The sequence below is a fragment of the Pyrobaculum neutrophilum V24Sta genome, assembly GCF_000019805.1.
Lineage (GTDB): Archaea > Thermoproteota > Thermoprotei > Thermoproteales > Thermoproteaceae > Pyrobaculum > Pyrobaculum neutrophilum.
Genome location: NC_010525.1, coordinates 178,313 through 195,474, shown reverse-complemented (window position 1 = coordinate 195,474; position 17,162 = coordinate 178,313). Strand labels below are relative to the sequence as shown.

At 61.0% G+C, this 17,162-nt stretch carries 18 protein-coding genes and 1 tRNA gene; 9 read left to right on the top strand and 10 right to left on the bottom strand.

Features of this window, described 5'->3' with window-relative positions:
- Nucleotides 1-29 precede the first annotated feature (29 nt).
- Complete coding sequence (locus tag TNEU_RS01100; protein ID WP_012349596.1) at nucleotides 30-332, bottom strand: MTH1187 family thiamine-binding protein; 303 nt, start codon at nucleotides 330-332, stop codon at nucleotides 30-32.
- Nucleotides 333-376: 44 nt separating this feature from the next.
- Between TNEU_RS01100 and TNEU_RS01095 the strand changes: the two genes are divergently transcribed.
- Nucleotides 377-1,180: a KaiC domain-containing protein gene (locus TNEU_RS01095; protein WP_012349595.1), complete on the top strand. Its 804-nt coding sequence runs from the start codon at nucleotides 377-379 to the stop codon at nucleotides 1,178-1,180.
- Here TNEU_RS01095 and TNEU_RS01090 read toward each other — a convergent pair.
- The 3 genes from TNEU_RS01090 to TNEU_RS01080 are packed head-to-tail and all read right to left on the bottom strand — an operon-like array spanning nucleotide 1,177 to nucleotide 2,872.
- Nucleotides 1,177-1,533, bottom strand: a complete 357-nt coding sequence (locus tag TNEU_RS01090) for a hypothetical protein (RefSeq protein WP_012349594.1) — start codon at nucleotides 1,531-1,533, stop codon at nucleotides 1,177-1,179. The genes TNEU_RS01095 and TNEU_RS01090 overlap by 4 nt on opposite strands.
- A gap of 41 nt (nucleotides 1,534-1,574) precedes the next feature.
- Nucleotides 1,575-2,102, bottom strand: a complete 528-nt coding sequence (locus TNEU_RS01085; RefSeq protein ID WP_012349593.1) for a hypothetical protein — start codon at nucleotides 2,100-2,102, stop codon at nucleotides 1,575-1,577.
- An 8-nt stretch (nucleotides 2,103-2,110) separates the two neighbouring features.
- Complete coding sequence (locus TNEU_RS01080; protein WP_012349592.1) at nucleotides 2,111-2,872, bottom strand: SAM-dependent methyltransferase; 762 nt, start codon at nucleotides 2,870-2,872, stop codon at nucleotides 2,111-2,113.
- 41 nt (nucleotides 2,873-2,913) lie between these two features.
- Between TNEU_RS01080 and TNEU_RS01075 the strand changes: the two genes are divergently transcribed.
- Nucleotides 2,914-3,387 (top strand): molybdopterin-binding protein, encoded by a 474-nt coding sequence (locus tag TNEU_RS01075; protein ID WP_012349591.1) that lies wholly within the window; start codon nucleotides 2,914-2,916, stop codon nucleotides 3,385-3,387.
- 4 nt (nucleotides 3,388-3,391) lie between these two features.
- Here TNEU_RS01075 and TNEU_RS01070 read toward each other — a convergent pair whose 3' ends face one another.
- Nucleotides 3,392-4,039 (bottom strand): hypothetical protein, encoded by a 648-nt coding sequence (locus TNEU_RS01070; RefSeq protein ID WP_012349590.1) that lies wholly within the window; start codon nucleotides 4,037-4,039, stop codon nucleotides 3,392-3,394.
- Between the two features lie 29 nt (nucleotides 4,040-4,068).
- Nucleotides 4,069-4,836, bottom strand: a complete 768-nt coding sequence (locus tag TNEU_RS01065) for a tRNA pseudouridine synthase A (RefSeq protein ID WP_012349589.1) — start codon at nucleotides 4,834-4,836, stop codon at nucleotides 4,069-4,071.
- Between the two features lie 24 nt (nucleotides 4,837-4,860).
- Between TNEU_RS01065 and TNEU_RS01060 the strand changes: the two genes are divergently transcribed.
- Complete coding sequence (locus TNEU_RS01060; protein WP_012349588.1) at nucleotides 4,861-5,547, top strand: GNAT family N-acetyltransferase; 687 nt, start codon at nucleotides 4,861-4,863, stop codon at nucleotides 5,545-5,547.
- Nucleotides 5,548-5,567: 20 nt separating this feature from the next.
- On the top strand, nucleotides 5,568-5,840 hold the full coding sequence (locus TNEU_RS01055) for a hypothetical protein (protein WP_012349587.1): 273 nt from the start codon (nucleotides 5,568-5,570) through the stop codon (nucleotides 5,838-5,840).
- Between the two features lie 254 nt (nucleotides 5,841-6,094).
- Here the strand turns inward: TNEU_RS01055 and TNEU_RS01050 are convergent, their stop codons facing one another.
- Nucleotides 6,095-6,949, bottom strand: a complete 855-nt coding sequence (locus tag TNEU_RS01050; RefSeq protein ID WP_012349586.1) for an NAD(P)-dependent oxidoreductase — start codon at nucleotides 6,947-6,949, stop codon at nucleotides 6,095-6,097.
- 45 nt (nucleotides 6,950-6,994) lie between these two features.
- On the opposite strand from TNEU_RS01050, the gene TNEU_RS01045 reads away from it, so the two are divergent.
- On the top strand, nucleotides 6,995-8,398 hold the full coding sequence (locus tag TNEU_RS01045; protein WP_012349585.1) for a V-type ATP synthase subunit B: 1,404 nt from the start codon (nucleotides 6,995-6,997) through the stop codon (nucleotides 8,396-8,398).
- Between the two features lie 133 nt (nucleotides 8,399-8,531).
- Nucleotides 8,532-8,921 carry a hypothetical protein gene (locus TNEU_RS01040; RefSeq protein WP_012349584.1) on the top strand — a complete coding sequence of 130 codons (390 nt, stop codon included), beginning with the start codon at nucleotides 8,532-8,534 and terminating at the stop codon, nucleotides 8,919-8,921.
- A 105-nt stretch (nucleotides 8,922-9,026) separates the two neighbouring features.
- On the opposite strand, the gene TNEU_RS01035 is transcribed toward TNEU_RS01040, so the two are convergent.
- The gene (locus TNEU_RS01035) at nucleotides 9,027-9,431 is read right to left on the bottom strand and encodes an SRPBCC family protein (protein ID WP_012349583.1); all 405 of its coding nucleotides are present in this window, start codon (nucleotides 9,429-9,431) and stop codon (nucleotides 9,027-9,029) included.
- A gap of 69 nt (nucleotides 9,432-9,500) precedes the next feature.
- On the opposite strand from TNEU_RS01035, the gene TNEU_RS01030 reads away from it, so the two are divergent.
- Together TNEU_RS01030 and TNEU_RS01025 are read left to right on the top strand one after the other, a co-directional pair.
- A tRNA-Ile gene (locus TNEU_RS01030) sits at nucleotides 9,501-9,609 on the top strand.
- A gap of 31 nt (nucleotides 9,610-9,640) precedes the next feature.
- Complete coding sequence (locus tag TNEU_RS01025) at nucleotides 9,641-10,177, top strand: ADP-ribose-binding protein (protein ID WP_012349582.1); 537 nt, start codon at nucleotides 9,641-9,643, stop codon at nucleotides 10,175-10,177.
- On the opposite strand, the gene TNEU_RS01020 is transcribed toward TNEU_RS01025, so the two are convergent.
- Nucleotides 10,170-10,562 (bottom strand): hypothetical protein, encoded by a 393-nt coding sequence (locus TNEU_RS01020; protein WP_012349581.1) that lies wholly within the window; start codon nucleotides 10,560-10,562, stop codon nucleotides 10,170-10,172. The two genes, TNEU_RS01025 and TNEU_RS01020, sit on opposite strands and share 8 nt — an antisense overlap.
- A 73-nt stretch (nucleotides 10,563-10,635) precedes the next feature.
- Between TNEU_RS01020 and rgy the strand changes: the two genes are divergently transcribed.
- A complete protein-coding gene (rgy, locus tag TNEU_RS01015; RefSeq protein WP_012349580.1) occupies nucleotides 10,636-14,331 on the top strand; it encodes a reverse gyrase in 3,696 nt (1,231 codons plus the stop codon).
- On the opposite strand, the gene leuS is transcribed toward rgy, so the two are convergent.
- On the bottom strand, nucleotides 14,316-17,153 hold the full coding sequence (leuS, locus tag TNEU_RS01010; protein WP_012349579.1) for a leucine--tRNA ligase: 2,838 nt from the start codon (nucleotides 17,151-17,153) through the stop codon (nucleotides 14,316-14,318). The genes rgy and leuS overlap by 16 nt on opposite strands.
- Nucleotides 17,154-17,162 lie beyond the last annotated feature (9 nt).

The following is a 17,162-nucleotide window of genomic DNA, read 5'->3' as shown; positions in this document are numbered from 1 at the left end:
GATCCTGCCGCTTCTAGAGATGACCGAGTTTATATTCCTTCCGCCTTCGCTATCTTGTGTTCTATATAGAGCTCCTTGTCCATCCTCCTATCTATCTTAATCGTATATAGTATCCTCTGGACCCCCATCTCTGCGAGCGCCTTCTCCATCTTTTCCAGAAGCTCGGCGAGCTGCTGGTACGAGTCCAACTCGACGTCTGTAAACCCAGCGCCTGTCCTATACCTAAGCCCGGACTCTCTAATGACCGCGGTGGCCTTTTTCACGTACTCCGACACGCTGGGCGAGCCGGTCCCCAGGGGCACCACCGAGAGGCTCACCACCATCTTAGCCATGGCTCCAGATGGACACATTTTTTAAGCTCTACGCCGTCTGAGGCGTGAGGAGGATCCCCACCGGCATCGAGGTTTTAGACAAGGCGCTGGAGGGCGGCGTCCCCCAGGGCTCCTGGGTCGTGGTCACAGGCGAGCCTGGCGTGGGCAAGTCTATACTCTGTATACACTTCGCCTACGCCGGGCTGAGGTCAGGCGATCCCGTTGTGTATGTAACCACAGAGCAGGAGTTTAGGGACGTTATGGAGCAGGCGAGGCAGCTTGGGATGGACTTCTCCCAGTTCTCCGTATACAACATAGCGTGGAAGAAGGAGCCTGAGGAGCTTCCGGAGATCGTCGTCATCGACATCTTTGGGCTTCTAAAGGTGGCCCGCCAGCTGACGGAGAAGGCCAGGGAGGAAAGCCCAGACAAGGTGCGGCGCTACGCCGCCCTCTCCATAGACACCTTAATCGAGGCCATCAACGAGGCCTACGAGATCTTGGCCGTGGCTAAGGAGAGGGGGTCCCCCGAGCGCCACGTCCGCCTCGTCATCGACTCCATGTCCGCCTTCTGGGTGGATAAACCGGTGATGGCGCGTAAGTACTCGTACCAGCTCAAGATCGCCACACACAGGGAGAACGTGACGGCTATGCTCACCAGCCAGTACGCGCCGACGACGAGACAGGCCTACGGCTTCGGCCTTGAGCATATAGCAGACGGCGTCATCCACATGTGGATGGACGACGTGGAGACGGCGAAGGAGATCAGGCGCTGGCTTATAATCAAGAAGATGAGGATGACGGCCCACTCGGCGAGAGCCTACAGGGTTAAGATAGAGCCGGGGAGGGGGATGGTGCTTGATGAGGCCTAGTACATCTGGCGGGCTGCCCTCCTCCACTTGTCTATCACCTCTCTCACGTCTGGCCCCGGGTCCCCCGTGGCCAAGTAGCGCCGGAGGCGGGGGAGGTCCGGCCTGCCCGAGGTCGCGTCCTCTAGGGCCAAAGCGGCGGCCGTGGGGATATCTCGGCCCGCCTCAGCCACGGCCGATAGGCTCAGCTTCAGCTCCTTCATGGCCATATAGCAGAGCATCCTGTAAGGCCTTGGGCACAGCTTCAGCACCTCCTCCAGCGGATCCCCCTCCTCCCTCCTGGCCTTCTTTATCACGGGCTTGTTTCTGAAGGTGAGGTGCGCCCACATGTAGCGAAGCCTCGTGAGCTCCTCCACAGGTGTAGAGAGGCCGCGTCTTAAAAAGGTTCCTCCGGCTTTCAGCGTATTCTGAATTTTATATATTCCCAACCGCCCACCTCCACCCCCTTCGCCACGGCCACCCTTAGTATGTTCGGCTCCGGGGTCTCCACGGCGCCGCCGAAGCGCCACTCGAAAACCTCGGCGTTTTTTGGAAATATCCAGACGGCCTCGTAGTCGTACTCGGCGACTTCCTCGTCGTAGAAGTTCTCGTAGATGTTCTCGCCGCTTCTAAGCGGCGCTGGGAAGGAGCCTATGAAGACGATGTAGGGCCTGGTGGGGGAGCCCCTGAGGCCGATGTAGACGTCGCTTATCGTCGGCCTAACCCTCTCCCCGTTGATCCGCACCACCTCTTCGTCCATGAACTTCTGCATGTTTTCCCAGACGGTCGAAATCTCCCTAGAAAGCTCCTCTCCCCCCCTCCGTAGGAGCTTGTGGTAGTACTGCCCCCTGTCTAGGTAGTCGAAGATTATCACCATGTTGACCACCCCTGGGCTTACGACATAGAAGCCCTGTGCGTATACCGGGACCACATCGCTCTCTCCCACGTCTCTACCTACCTGCTTTTTAAAACCGATAGCGCTTCAATGCACTCCCTCTCCACGGGGCTTAGCCCACCTGGCACGATAAACACAGCCGGCCCCTCCAGATCGCTACCTAGCAATTCGCCGAGGGGCAGGTAGGCGGGTCTGCCGCCCCAGCCGAGCTTAGGCACCACGACCACCGGCCTCCCCTTGTCGAAAACGCCGCGTTTCTCCCGCTCCTCCAACTTCAGCATGATTTCGGCGGCGTCTCTAGGCGGCATGAAAACGCCGTCTTCTCTAACGTCGAGGAGTAGGAGGGTGTGGAGCCCCCTCGCCAGGTTCTGTTCGACAAGCTCGTAGGGCCTGGCCGAGTACACTCCCCCCCTTGGATAGGTGACTGTGGCCACGCCGCCGAGCTTGTATATAGATAGGCAACTCGCCGAGAAGGCCGCGCAGACTATCGAAACCCCCGGCACCACCTCAACGCTGTAGCCCCTGGATCTAGCTATGGAGATCAAGGCGGCGTGGGACGTGGCCAACATGGGGTCCCCGGCCGTGGCGAGAACCGCCGTCTTTCCGCGGCTGAGGCACTCCAGCACTCTACGCCCCGACTCGTCCTCCAGATCTCTCCTGGTGAGCCGCGTCGGCGGCGACCTGGCGTATCTGCGGAGGGTCTCGACGTCTATGGGGCCGGTGTAGTCCTCGTAGAATACGCAGTCTGCCTCGCGCAGTATCTGCGCCGCCTTCTCGGTTATAAAGCCCGGGGCTGGCCCAACGCCGATTATGTAGAACACATGGGGGCAAAGTATTTATTATAAATAGGTGGCCGCGGTGGATGTACGCCGTTGCTAGGCTGTACGGCTATTCAGAGGAGGCGGGGTTCAAGGCGTGGGTAGGCCGGGATCTAGCCACCGCCCTGGGGCTGCGGGTAGGCGACGGGATTAGGGTTGAGACCAAGAGCGGGGCCTCCTCCGCTCGTATCGCGGAGGTGCGCGACGACGTAAAAGCAGGCGTGGTGCTCTCCATCGACGTATACATGGCCGTGGCGGGCTTCAGGACGGTTCTGCTCAAGAAGCTGAGCCGGGCCTTCGAAGCACACGCCGTGTCCCTCGGCGTTGCCCAGCCGATAGACGTGGAGCAACTGGCGGAGCTCGTCAACGTGCTTATAGCGTACCGCGTCCCCGTCTTTACAAACTTCATGGGCTACGTCCAAGGCGCCGGGGGGAGGTGGATACGCATTTCTATAAAGGAGGTTTCGCCTAGGGAGCCGGCCTACCTCTCCAGGGAGACGAAGATCCACGTGAGGTGAGGCCCTAGGGGAGCTGGGTTCTGCCGAAGTCTACCTTGAGGAGCAGAAGCGGGTCTGTGTTGGCCCTAAGGGAGTTTATCCTCTCCAGCAACCTAGCCGTGAGAGCCCCCGTCTTGTACATCTCCACAGCCCTCTCGGGGCCGTGCCTCTCCACAACGGCATTTAGCTCATCTCTGATGAGGTATTCAGATATCTGCTCAACCCCCGCCACCTCGCCGTTTCTAACCAGATTCGATATGACGAAGAGCTTAAGCTCCGTAACGTCGATGTTTTTCAGCGCCTTGTCCAGCTGGCTGGACCACTTGACCGACTGGGTAGCCCTCTTGAACTCCTCCTCGGAGAAGACCAGCCTAACCCGCTGGTTCCACTTTATCTTCCACAGGGCGAACCACTCGGAGGCTACATCCCACAGCCTCGCCCACATCTTCTCCACGTATATGCAGAGCCTCTGCCGCGCCTTAGCCTCCGAGAACCTCCTCCACGAGTATATACCCGCCCTCGTGGCTAGGTAGTGCATGAAGTCTCTGAAGACGAACTCCCTGATGGTGTCGAGCTCCCTCCGCGGCATATCGCCGAAGTGCTCCCTTATCAGCTCTCCCAACATGTTGTCTATGGCGGCCGCCGCCGCGTCGAAATCGCAGTAGGGCTCCATAGTAAGATACCCGATCCATATTTAAAGACTTACTCCTCCCAAGCGGCTAGAGCCTCCCCCGCGGCTTTGAAAACCGCGGCGTGGGCCGCGGCGTATCTATACCTCCAGAGGAAGTAGCGGTAGGCCTTCCTAAGCGATGGGTAATCCACTTGGAACTCCACGCCGTAGTCTATGTCGAGGAGCACTAGGCCTTCGGCGGGGGCGCTGGGTACGGCCCCCGGCTTGGGCCTCTCTAGCAGATCGGCGATGTCCCTTTTCCTCAAGACCCCTCTGCCGGCCGCGAGAATAGCCCACGCCAGCTTCCTAATCATCTTGTTTCTGAAGCCCCTCCCCACGAAGTGTAGAAACACCAGGTCGCCCCTGGTCTCCACCGTTATGCTGAATATGGTCGTCACCGTGGACGCCGGCTCGCCACGCCTCTGGACGAAGGAGGCATAGTCGTGCGTCCCAGCCAGCAGCTCCGCCGCCTCCCGCATAGAGTCGAGGTCCTCCCCCCAGTGGGGGGCGACGTAGAGGTAATGTCTGCTCCTGGCCCTCCTGGGGTTGAACCCCTCCGGCACCTCCGCCGCCGCCCAGACCCAAACGCCGCGCGGAAGCTTGGAGTTGGCCGCGGCTGGTTGCACCTTCGCCGACGTCATCACCACGTTTCCCACGGCCGACACCCCGGGGTCCGTCCTACTCCCACGGCCCAACACATCGCCAAGGGCGCGCCTCAGGTGGGGCTCCAGCGACCGCGGGTGCCCCGTGAAGCCGTAGAAGAGGGTGCCGTCGTAGGCGATGCGGTATAGGTAAGGCATATAGAGGTGGAAAAACCGGCTTTTATGCTCACCTTTAGGCCCGCCTCGGAGGAGGACATCCCCGAGATAGTGTCCTTCACCATGGACACGTGGGACTGGGGCGACTATATCCCCCAGGTGATAGGGAGGTGGGTGAGGGAGGGGAGGGCCTACGTCGCCCTCTGGAGCGGCCGGGTGGCCGCAGTGGCCGCCCTATTGACCGTGGGGAAGTCGGCCTACCTCCACGGCCTTAGGGTAAGGCCGGAGCTCAGGGGGAGGGGAATCGGCGAGGCTATCACCAGGTTTCTACTGGACGAGGCGAGGCGTAGGGGAGCGGCCGTCGCCACCGCCCTGGTGGCCGAGTGGAACGCCCCGAGCCACCGTCTTGTGAGGAAGATCGGGTTTAGGGAGCGCTTCTACATATACGGCGGGAGGCCCGCCGGGGGCAACGGCAGGTGCCTCTCCGGCGTCGAGGCCTACGAGGCTGTCTCAGAGGCGCTGGGCCGGAGCAGAGGCTACGCATGTCTGCCGGACGACCCCTGGGTGTGTACCGCCCTCACCCCCTGGGATCTCCTCAGTAGGGGGCGGCCTTGCCTCGGCGAGGCGCTGTACATCGGCCGCTTCTCCTTCGGCAAAGCCCAAGGCGACCCCTCGGCCGACGCCACCTCCCTAAGCCCCGAGGGCTACAGGGAGAGGTACGCGGCGCACCTCCTCTATTCGATAGACCTATAAAGGGCTGGGTCTACGCCCATATGGAGCCCCGGGCCTTCTACGACATAACCGAGGAGGAGGACAGGGCGGAGCTCGCCAAGCTCATCAAGGCGGGGGTCTACAGCTACGCCGTGTTGATACCCGAAGATCTGCCGAGACGGGACGTGGAGGAGGTCTTTAGGGCGGCCGGGTTCAGCCGGGTGGAGGTGGACGCGTCAAGCTGGCCTAGGCAAATCGCCGTGAGGACCGAGGGCGGGACCTACGTTTTTAAAAAGGTGGAGGAGGGGGTCTACCGCCTCTCCGTTCATCCCTAGGCGGTCGTTGTTGATTGCCGCTGGCCGCTCTAGGGGCTTTCTCCTCGCCCGCGCCTTCACCGGCGCCTGAGGTGCCTCCAGCGCGGGGGCGTTGGGCACGGGGGCCAACGGCACGGCCTCCTCCGCCAACGTTCGGGACAGGCTCGGTTGATGCACCTCATGGAGCTACCCCCTCGCCCCCACAGATACGTTTAAGCCCTCCGCCTGCACAAAACGCAGAACTTTTCCCACACCACAGAAGAGGACAGCCCCGCCTAGTATATCTCTCCCAGCGCGTGTATGCCGAGCTCGCCCAGCCCCCTCTCCACCATCTTTTTATACAGCTCAAGGGCTAGGGAGGCGCCCGGCACGAAGAGGTTCATCCTGTGGGCGAGCTCCAAGGCGTAGGCCAGGTCCTTCTTTAGATGGGCCGCCTTGAAGCCTGGAGACATATCGCCCCGCAGGAGCTTCGGCAGGTAAAGCTCTATCGACCCGGATCTAGCCGACCCGCTGGACAGGACCTGGGCCACCTTCTCTAGGTCTAGGCCAAGGGCTTTCGCGAGACGTAGCCCCTCCACCATCGCCACGGTGTTTAACGCGATCACGATCTGGTTGACCAGCTTCATAGCCTGGCCGTAGCCCACGGGCCCCGCGTACACTATCGTTTTCCCAAATGCCTTAAATACCGGCTCCAGCTGCCGGAAGAGGGCCTCGTCTCCGCCGACCATTATCGTCAAGGTGCCCTCCACAGCCGCCTTCTGCCCGCCCGTCACCGGCGCGTCGAGGAACTTTATCCCGTGTTTCGCCAGCCTTTCGGCGAACCTCCGCGCCCAATCGGGGGAGTTCGTCGACATGTCCACCACGACAAGGCCGGGCCTAGCGCCTTCCACCACCCCGCCCTGCCCAAACAACACCTGTTCAACATCAGGCGCATCCGACACCATGATTATCGCCACGTCCACCCTCCTGGCGAGGTCGGCAGGCGAGTCGGCCACATATACGCCGAGTTTCTGGAACGGCTCGGCCTTAGACCTAGTCCTGTTGTAGACCGCCGCTAGGAGGCCGGCCTTGTGGAGGTGCATGGCCATGGGCGCCCCCATGATTCCCAGACCCACTACGCCAACTCTCATGTCCCCCACGCCCCAATGTATATAAATCTGTTTTTACAGTGGCCCATGCTAACACCCGTAGTTTCCTACTCAACCGTAAAAGAGGTGAAGGGCCCTCTCCTGGTCATTGAGAGGACGAGGGGCGTGGCCTACGGCGAAATCGGCGAGGTTGTTGGGCCAGACGGCGAGCCTAGGAGGGTCCAGGTGATCGAGGTGGGCACAGACTACGCGGTGGCGCAGGTGCTGGGGGGCACCCTAGGCCTGCCGGCGAAGGGATCCACGGTGAGGTTCTACGGCAAAACGCTGAAGCTCCCAGTGTCTGAGGAGCTCATCGGGAGGATTCTAGACGGGAAGGGCCAGCCGAGGGACCACATGCCGCTTCCGCCGCCCGAGGACTTCCGCGACGTAAACGGCGAGCCGCTTAACCCCTACTCCAGGGAGTACCCGGAGGAGCCCATTGAGACGGGCATCTCCGCCATCGACGGCTTGTACACCCTGGTGAGGGGCCAGAAGTTGCCGATATTCTCCGGCACAGGTCTACCCCACAACCTCATGGCCGCCCAGGTGGTTAGGCAGTCCACCGTGAGAGGGTCAGAGGAGGGCTTCGCCGTGGTTTTCGTGGGGGTCGGCATCAAGACGGAGGAGGCCATCTTCTTCATGGACGAGTTTAGAAAGACCGGCGCCCTCAGGAGAGCCGTGGCGGTGCTGAACCTCGCCTCCGACCCCGTGGCGGAGCGTATCCTGGCGCCCCGCGTCGGCTTAACCATCGCCGAGTACCTCGCCTGGCAGCTGGGCTACCACGTGCTGGTGGTCATCACAGACATGACCAACTACTGCGAGGGGCTGAGGGAGCTCTCCTCGGGGAGAGGCGAGCTCCCGGGCAGACGCGGCTACCCAGGCTATATGTACACCGACCTGGCCACGATCTACGAGCGTGCCGGCAAGGCCCGCGGCAAGAAGGGCTCGGTGACGCAGTTCCCCATCCTCACGATGCCCCACGACGACATAACCCACCCAATCCCCGACCTCACGGGATACATCACCGAGGGCCAGCTTGTCCTCAGCCGCTCCATGTGGGGCAAGGGCATCTACCCGCCCTTCGACGTCATCATGTCGCTTTCCCGCCTAGCCAAGGACGCCATCGGCGAGGGCAAGACCAGGGAGGATCACAAGGACGTGGCCAACACGCTCATATCCGCCTACTCCAAGGCCCTGGAGCTGAGAAACCTAGCCACCCTAGTTGGGGAGCGCAACCTCGGCTGGAGAGAGAGGAGGTACCTCCGCTTCGCCGACGCCTTCGAGCAGAGGTTTATCAAGCAGGGCTACTACGAGAGGAGATCCTTCGAGGAGACGCTGGACATCGGGTGGGACGTCATGTCCATACTGCCGGAGGACGAGCTAACCAACGCCAGGCCGCAGATCACCCAGAAGTTCTACCGTAGACACATCTTCGAAAGCATAAAGCTCTGATACGTCCCCCCATCTTTCTCTTGGCCTCTACTTGCTTCACAACGACACGAGAGAATCTCAGTACGCCCTCCCCAACCAGCATTTCTCCCCTACGCCCTTTACGCATATAAACCAAGTATACCGGACACCGAATATGGAACTTCTGATGCGTTGCGGGGAGGAGCTCTGCCTCCGGGTGGAGAAGACGCAGACCCCCTCCTTCGAGTCCCCCGGCGGGGCCTTAACCATCTGCGTAAAACCCGATGCCTTCGCCCACTGGCTTGAGCTGGCGCAGGCGATGTACTACGCCTACCACTGGAGAGGCCCCGCGAGGAACCCCAACATATCCGCCTTGATGTTCCTCAGCAGAAGGGACCAGATAAGAGAGGCGCTGACCATCTCAGCGGCCTCGGGAGAGGCCGTCTGCGCCACGCTCGGCCCCAAGGAGGCCTTGGAGCAAACCCGGCAAGGAGAGCCGCACTACCCCGAAGGCCCCTTCGACCCCTGGAAAATCACAAAATTTGCCCTAGACCTCGTAACATAAAGCGGCGGTGTCCCCTACAGTACGCCCACGGGCGGGGTCCCCCGGGGGCGCTGTCCTAACCGCCCTGTGTACATACGCCGCCTGGAGGCCCCGGCCGCGTTGGTTTTATGTCTGCGTCAGTTGCTCCACCGCGTGTTCTACCCCCTTTCTAAAATGGTTTTCTATCCACGGCTTTGCAATTCTGAAGAGGGGGTGGAGGCGGACGTCCCAGATGCTACCGACTACGTTGTTTCTCACGTAGTTCACCACGGTGCCTGTGAATGGACCTTTCAAATACCGCATGACCACCTCCCTTCTGCCGCCGTCTATATAGACCTCGGCCATGGCCTTGTTGAGGGGGCCTGGGAAGGCGAATCTGACCTGCGCCAGAAGCAGGCTTCCCCGCCTCTCTAAGATCTTCACCTCCCTGTGTCCTCCCCAGTACCTCGGCATATTTTCCACGTCCGACATCTTTGCCCAAGCCGAGTCCGGGCTTTCGGTTTTCCGTTCCACCTTGAACCTTACAGCCATGGGCTCGCCTCGTCTGTGACATATATTGTTGGAGGGAAAAACTTAAAAACCGCTGTCACATCTGTGACGGGGCCCGTAGCTTAGCCCGGCAGAGCGCCCATGGGCCTGGCCCAGCCGGGGCTGGTCCAGCGTAAGGCTCATAACCGGGAAGTCCCGGGTTCAAATCCCGGCGGGCCCACTATCTTTAAAACCTCTGGCCACTGTGTACTATGGATTTCGCGGTGGGGGGCGTCGCCATCTCGCTGATGAAGGGCGATATAACGGAGGTTGAGGCGGACGCCATAGTCAACGCCGCTAACTCCTTTCTAGAACACGGCGGAGGCGTAGCCGGGGCCATAGTGAGGAAGGGGGGATCTGTGATACAGGAGGAGAGCAGGGAGTGGGTGAGGAGGCACGGGCCCGTGCCCGTGGGCGGCGTCGCTGTGACTTCTGCGGGGAGGCTGAGGGCTAAGTACGTCATCCACGCCGTTGGGCCTCGGTGCGGGGCCGAGCCTATAGAGAAGCTGGCCGAGGCCGTTAAAAACGCCCTTATTAAGGCGGAGGAGCTGGGCCTCGTCTCCATCGCCTTTCCAGCGATAAGCACCGGGGTGTTCGGCTGTCCCTACGACGAGGCGGCGCGTCAGATGGCGGCCGCGATTAGGGAGGTAGCCCCATCTCTGAAAAGAGTGAGGCGGATTCTCGTCGTTCTCTACGGCGACGAGACCTACAGGAGGTTTGTGGAGGTTTTTAAAAAGGCGTTTAGCTAGAGGCGGCGCTTTGGATCACCGCCTCTAGGAGGGCGATGAAGTCGCCCTCGTTTTTGAGGGATTTTACATAGCTGATGAGCTCCGGGTCGCCTCCGAGATCCAGCCTCTCCACCGACGTCTTGGCGTAGTCGGCGACGTAGCCCGCCTCTGTCGGGCACTTCCTGTAGTTCCCGGTGGAGATCTCAAGCGTTGCCTTTCCCTCCCTCATCGTCAGCGTCGCGGCGGCGAAGGCGCCTCCTATGCACCCCCCGACGTGGCCCACCTCCTCTAGGGTCAACGTTGCGTCGAGGGAGTTTTCGCCCCTCTCTATGAGGAAGCTGTGGAAGTTGTTTTCGTTCCTCGCTATGTTGTTGAACGCGTCTACCCAGTTCGCTATCTTTTCCATCTGTCCCCCCACGGCCGCCTATATATACTTTCTCCTCCCCCAAACCTTTTTATCCCTCAGATCACCGCCTCGCGTGGATTTGCCATACGTCGTATATCTTCACAGCTGTCCCAACTGCGGCGGGCCTATAACCTCCGATAGACTAGCCGCCGGCCTTCCCTGCCGCGAGTGTATGCCGAAGGAGCCCAGGGCCGCGTCGCTGAGGGAGGTTGTGGAGGCCCTCCGGAGGAGGAGGGCTCTGAGGGAGCTCTCGTGGGTCGCCGACTACCTCCGCGAGTACTCCGACTTCTCGTCCTTCTTCGCCAGGGTCGTGGGGTACGAGATGTGGGGGGCCCAGAGGCTGTGGGCGAGGAGGCTGGTGAGGGGGAAGAGCTTCGCCGTGGTGGCCCCCACGGGGTCCGGGAAGACGACCTTCGTGCTTGTATCTGCGCTGTATATGGCGGGGAGGGGGCGGAGGGCGCTCTTGATCTTCCCCACCTCCGCCCTTGCGCACCAAGCACATAGGAAGCTCCTGGGATTCGCCGAAAGAGCTGGGTTAAACGTGAGGGTGGTGGCCTACCACTCCCTGCTGGGGGAGAAGGAGAGGGAGGAGGCGCTGGCGGCTGTGGAGCGGGGAGACTTCGACGTGTTGGTGGTCACGTCGGCTTTCCTGCCCAGGAGGTTCGACCTATTGAGCAGATACAAGTTCGACTTCGTCGCGGCTGACGACGTAGATAGCATACTGAGGGCCACGAGCAAAAACATCGACAGAATCCTCCGTCTGCTGGGGGTTTCAGACGAGGTGTTGAAAACCGCGTTAGACGCCATAAACCTCGCCAAGCAGCTCAGGAAGGCGGAGGTGGCGGGCGATCTCAAGGAGGCGGAGCGCTTGGAGCGCGAGCTGGCGTCGCTTAGGGCGAAGCTCCAGGAGGCTGTCAGAGGCTTAAAGCTGGGCGTATTTATAGCGTCCGGCGCCTTGGCTAAGGCCAGGAGGACCACCCGTCTGCTTCTGTTTAGGGAGATCTTGGGCTTCGACGTCGGAGGCAGAGCCGAGGGCTTGCGCAACGTGGTAGATCTATACGTCGAGGCGGCGCACGACGTGGTGCAACAGACCATCGATCTTCTGAGGAGGCTGGGGCCGGGGGGCATTGTGTATGTCCAAGATAGAGAGCTGGGCATGGCGGTGGCGGCGAAGGCTAGGGAGGAGGGGCTAGCCGTAGAGCACTTCTTTAGACCGCGCCGCGGCGTGTTGGAGAGGTTTGAAAGCGGCGAGGTGGCGGCCCTCGTGGGGCTGGGCTCGTCGCGGTCTGCCCTAGTGAGAGGCATCGATCTACCCCACGTGATTAGGTACGTGGTTTTCGTCGGCGTGCCTAAGTTCCGGTTTAGGGTTAGGCTGGAGGAGTTCTCCATACCGGCCTATTTGACCTTTCTCTACAACGTGAGGTCGGTCCTAGCCGGCGAGGCGAGATACAGGGCCGATAGGCTCATCGGCCAGCTCCGGAGGCTGGCCCCCTACGCCCTAAGCGTACAAGAGGCTCTGAAGAAGGCGGCTGAGGGCGCCGAGCTGACGGGCTTCGACAGACACGCGGTGGATGTGGTGAAGTCCGCCGTCGAGTTCGTAAACGGACTCCTTGCGAGGGAGGACATACGGCGGGCTATAGAGACCTCGACGGAGGTTAAGCTGGCGTATATCGACGGGGAGCTCTACGTCTTGGTGCCAGACGTCACCACGTATATACAGGGGAGCGGGAGGACGTCTCGTCTATACGCCGGTGGCCTCTCCAAAGGCCTCAGCGTTGTGGTGGTGGACGACCAGAAGGTGTTTCAAGCGCTTAGGAGAGAGCTCAAGCTCAGGTTCGACGAGGCGGAGTTTAAACACATAAACGAGGTGGATCTAGGCGCAGTCCTCGAGGAGGTGGATAAAGACAGGAGGGCCATAAGGGACATAATGGAGGGGAGGGTCAGCCCCGCGGCGAGAGGAGTCGACCTTCTAAAGACCGTGTTGATGATCGTGGAGTCCCCCACCAAGGCTAGGACGATAGCCAACTTCTTCGGGCGGCCCAGCTTAATTATCGCAGACGGCGTGCCGATATATGAGGTCTCGACGGGAGATGCCGTGCTTATGGTCACGGCGTCGCTGGGCCACATCTACGAGCTACCCACGTCCCTCAAGAGGGTTGACCCCGCTCAACGCGCCGTCTTGGCCAAATGGTTCGGCGATCTTAAACATGACGGCTACGACGCCGAGGAGTACGCGGTTATCGTGAAAGAGGAGGGTTTTATCCCAGTCTACAACAAGATCTGGAGATGCCGCGGGGCGGTCTACGTAGACGACGCAGATGTGCCCGCGGACTGCAGACCCCTCGACGTTTTGTCGGCCATTAGGAACATAGCGGTTGAGGTCGACACTGTGCTTCTCGGCACGGACCCCGACTCGGAGGGCGAGAAGATCGCCTTCGACCTCTACCTGGGCCTGCGGCCTTACGTGTCGGACATAAGAAGGGTGGAGTTCCACGAGGTGACTAGGAAGGCCGTGCTCAACGCCCTGGCCAACCCCAGGGGCGTGAGCTATCCGTTGGTAAAATCGCAGATCGTGAGGAGGGTCGAGGACAGATGGCTGGGCTTTGGGCTCAGCAAGCTACTGCAGGCCAAGTTCAGCAACCAGAACCTCTCCGCCGGCAGAGTCCAGACCCCCGTCTTGGGCTGGGTTGTGGAGACCTACGAGGAATCGCTGAGGAACAGGGTCTACAACGTAGACCTCCAGCTGGACGACGTCGACTTAAGACTGCAGATACCCGGCGACGTTCTCCAGGTTCTGCGGAAGAAGAAGAGAGTTGCCATTAGGAAGACCGGCGAGGAGGAGAGAGCCGTCAACCCTCCCCCGCCCTATACCACAGACGAGATGTTGAGAGACGCGGTGAACAAGCTGGGCTTCTCGGCGGACTACGCCATGAGGATCGCGCAGGAGCTCTTCGAAAGCGGTCTCATCACCTACCACCGTACAGACAGCACAAGGGTCTCCACGGCTGGTATAGCCATAGCGAGGGAGTACGTAGCCAAGAGGTTCGGGGAGGCGGCCTTTAGGCCTAGGCCGTGGGGGGAGGCGGCCGAGGGGGCCCACGAGGCTATTAGGCCGACTAGGCCGATAGACGTTGAGGAGCTGAGGGGCCTCGTCAACGCAGGAGTGCTACAGCTGGCGGTGCAGATGACGAGGAGCCACTACCTCCTATACGATCTGATCTTCAGGAGGTTCATCGCCAGCCAGATGGAGCCCAGCGTTGTAAAAGTGGCGAAATACGCCGTGGAGATAGATGGACACGTCCTAGAGATAGAGAGGGCCGTCGACATCGTAAGCCAGGGCTTTCAACAGCTCTACCCGGTGACCGCGGTTGAGCCCGAGCTCCCCACGGGAACGCTGGACGTAGCCGTGAAGAGGTACCGCGTTGTTAGGAGGATACTCTCGCAGGCGGACGTCTTGGCGTTGATGCGACAGAGGGGCATAGGGAGGCCGAGCACCTACGCCCGGATACTCCAGGTCTTAGCCAAGAGGTACTACGTCTACGTCGCCGGACGCAGAAAGCTGATGATACCCACCAAGAGGGGGGCGGAGATATACCACTTCCTAAGGGAGAACTTCGGAAGCCTCGTGTCCGAGGAGAGGACGCGCCTCATTGAGCAACACATGGACGCCATAGAGGTGGGCAAAGCCAGATACGAGGAGGTGTTAAAGGAGCTCTTCGACGAGTTCAGGAGGGATGTTCTGCCGCGCCTAGCCTACTTCTCCACGTAGATGCCCGGCTTCAAAGGCAGGGCGACCCTCTTCTTACCGCCGAGATCCGGCGCCGCTGGGTCATCTGCGCCGTAGATCTCCACCGGCGCCCCGAGCGCCTTCTCGACGTAGTTCCTGTAGGATCTAAGCGCCTCTAGCTCGTCGAAGTGATCCACGGCGGCTATGAGCCCCCTCATCTCATCCCCCAGCGTTTTTACCAAGTCAACCACCTTCTTGGCCTGCTGAGGCGGCACGCCCGCGCCTATGACCGTTTTCACATCTCCCGCCAAAGCCGCCTTAACCCAGGCAAAGGACCTGTTGACGTAGATCACGACGCGCTTAGCCCCTTGGCCAAAGGCCGGTATGTTTTTCACGTCCTCAATCAACATGTCGACGTACCTCTTCGCGAGAAGCGCCGCCGGCTCAGCCCTCAGCTTAGGCCAGGGAGCCAGCGCCGCGAATCCAGCCCCGCCAAGGGTAGCCCAGAGCTCCTCGGCCAGATGCGGCACGAGGGGCTCCATCGCCACCGCCCACGCCTTGGCGGCCTCCACAGCCTGCCTAGATGGTTTCTCCACCATGGCGAGGTACTGGTCGAAGACCGCCTTGGCGTTGTAGAGCACCTCCACCGCCGCTTGCCTAACTCTCACCTTCTCGTAGGCCTCTCTAGCCCTCTCCAACACCCTGGAGATCTCAGCCACAAGCCACTGGTCTACCCACGTCGGCGGCCGCTCCTCGGCGCCTTGTACAAGCCTCTGCGCCAGCGTATATATGGACATCAGCTGCTGGGCGTTTCTCCTAGCCTCGGCGTCTCTGAAGTCCAGATCCTGCTCCACCTCGGCGGCGAGAGCCAGGGTGGCCCTAAGCGGGTCCGGGCCGTACATCTCCACCGCTCTATCAAGAGGTAGGACGTTGCGCTTGGACTTCGACATCTTCTCGCCCTCTCTAAGCACCCAGCCGTTGGCCACGATCTGCCGCGGCCACTTCTCCCTGGGGAATATGGCCACGTGGTTGAAGATGAAGAAGGTCAGGTGATTGGGGATGAGATCCTTGCCGGAGTTCCTAGAGTCCAGGGGGTACCAGTACTCGAACTCCTCTCTGATGGCCTTGAGGGCCTCAACCGGCACCCCCGTCTTCTTAGATACTTCATCTGCCGAGCCCTGGCCCAAGAAGACGAAGTCCCAGAACTCTTCCGTCAGTTGCTCCGGCCTTATGCCGAACTGCCTGATCCTCTTCACCACCGTGTAAAACGCCATATATATCGTCGAGTCGCTCAAGCTCTCTATCACCCAACCCGAGCTCCAGGGAAGCGGCGTGCCGAGGCCGCGAGTTCTGGCACACGCCCTCTTGTCCAACCAGTCTATCGTGGCGAGGAACTGCGCCCGGGCCTCCCCCGGCACGATGGACATCTCCTTCACAAGCTCTCTAGCTGCCTCCTTCCATCTGGACTCGCCGTAATTTATAAACCACTGGTCCTCCAACACCTTAACCACGATCTCCGTCCCGCAGCGGCAGTAGACAGGCTTGTTCATTATGTCGTACATGACGCCGCCGAGGCGGGCCTCCGTAAGCCATCTGGCTATGAACTCCCGAGCCTCCCTCACGGGCCTGCCCGCGAAGTACATCTTAAACACGGCGCGCAACATCGATCTGGCTGGCTCCTCCAGGTGGGCGCCCACCCTCTCCGCGACGTCCTCCCTCATGACGCCCCTCGCGTACTCCGCGGAATACACCTCCTTGGTGGCGTCCTCCAAGGCAGGGTCCGCCTGGCTCTTTATCCCCATCCTCTCCACGACCTCCTTAGCTGGGTAATCGCCGTACCCCTCCACCCTTATCAGCGGGATCAGCTTCACGGTCCCTAGGTCGCGGAGCGCGGCGTAGTCATAAGGCGCATGCGCGGGCACAGACATCACAACGCCGGTCCCCACCTTGGGGTCCACAAACCGGGCCTCGTATACGGGCACCCACTCCCCGGTCACCGGGTTCTGAACCATGCGGCCCACGAACTCCCTGCCCCTGGCCTCCCTCAAGATCTTCACCCCCACCTGGAAGGAGAGGCGGTACGCCGCGTCTCTGCTGACTACGGCACGCCTCCCGTCGAACTCGGCCACCACGTACTCGGCGTCTGGGTTAATCCAGAGGTTGGTGACGCCCAGCACCGTCTCCGGCCTAAGCGTGGCCGTGGGGAAGGTCAGCCCCTCCGAGTCCGTGAAATACACCAGCGTCCACTGGCCAATGTCGGGCTCCTTATCGTCCTTGGTGTCGTGAGCTCCTACCGGCATCGAGTGCCTTGGGCACCAGCCCACGGGGTGTCTCCCCCTCACGATCAGCCCCTTCTTCCTCAGCTTCTCGAACTGCCACTGGATGAAGCGCTGGTACTCCGGGTCTATTGTGGTGAACTCCCTAGTCCAGTCTATGCTTAGGCCGAACCTCTCCATCGCCCTCTTGGACTGGCCGTGGAAGTAGCGGGCGAGGTAGAGGGGGTCCCCCATCTTCTTGATCTCCTCCTCGGGGACGCCGTACAGCTCCATGTACTCCTCCATGACGGCCTTGTCTCCCGCCGCGATCACCTCCGCGATTGTGAGTATAGGCGTCCCTGTGTAGTGGAAGCCCATCGGGAAGAGGACAGATCTGCCGAGGTGTCTCTGGAACCTGGCCATGACGTCGGCCACCAGGTAGGTGCGCCCGTGGCCGATGTGTATAGCCCCGTTGGGGTAGGGGTAGGCCGCCGTGATGAAATACTTCGGGACGCCGGGGGCCGGCTCAGGCTCGAAAACCCGGGCCTCCCTCCACCTCCTCTGCCACCTCTCCCCAAGCTCTATGAAGAACCGCGAGAGCTCGCTCATGGCCTAGAG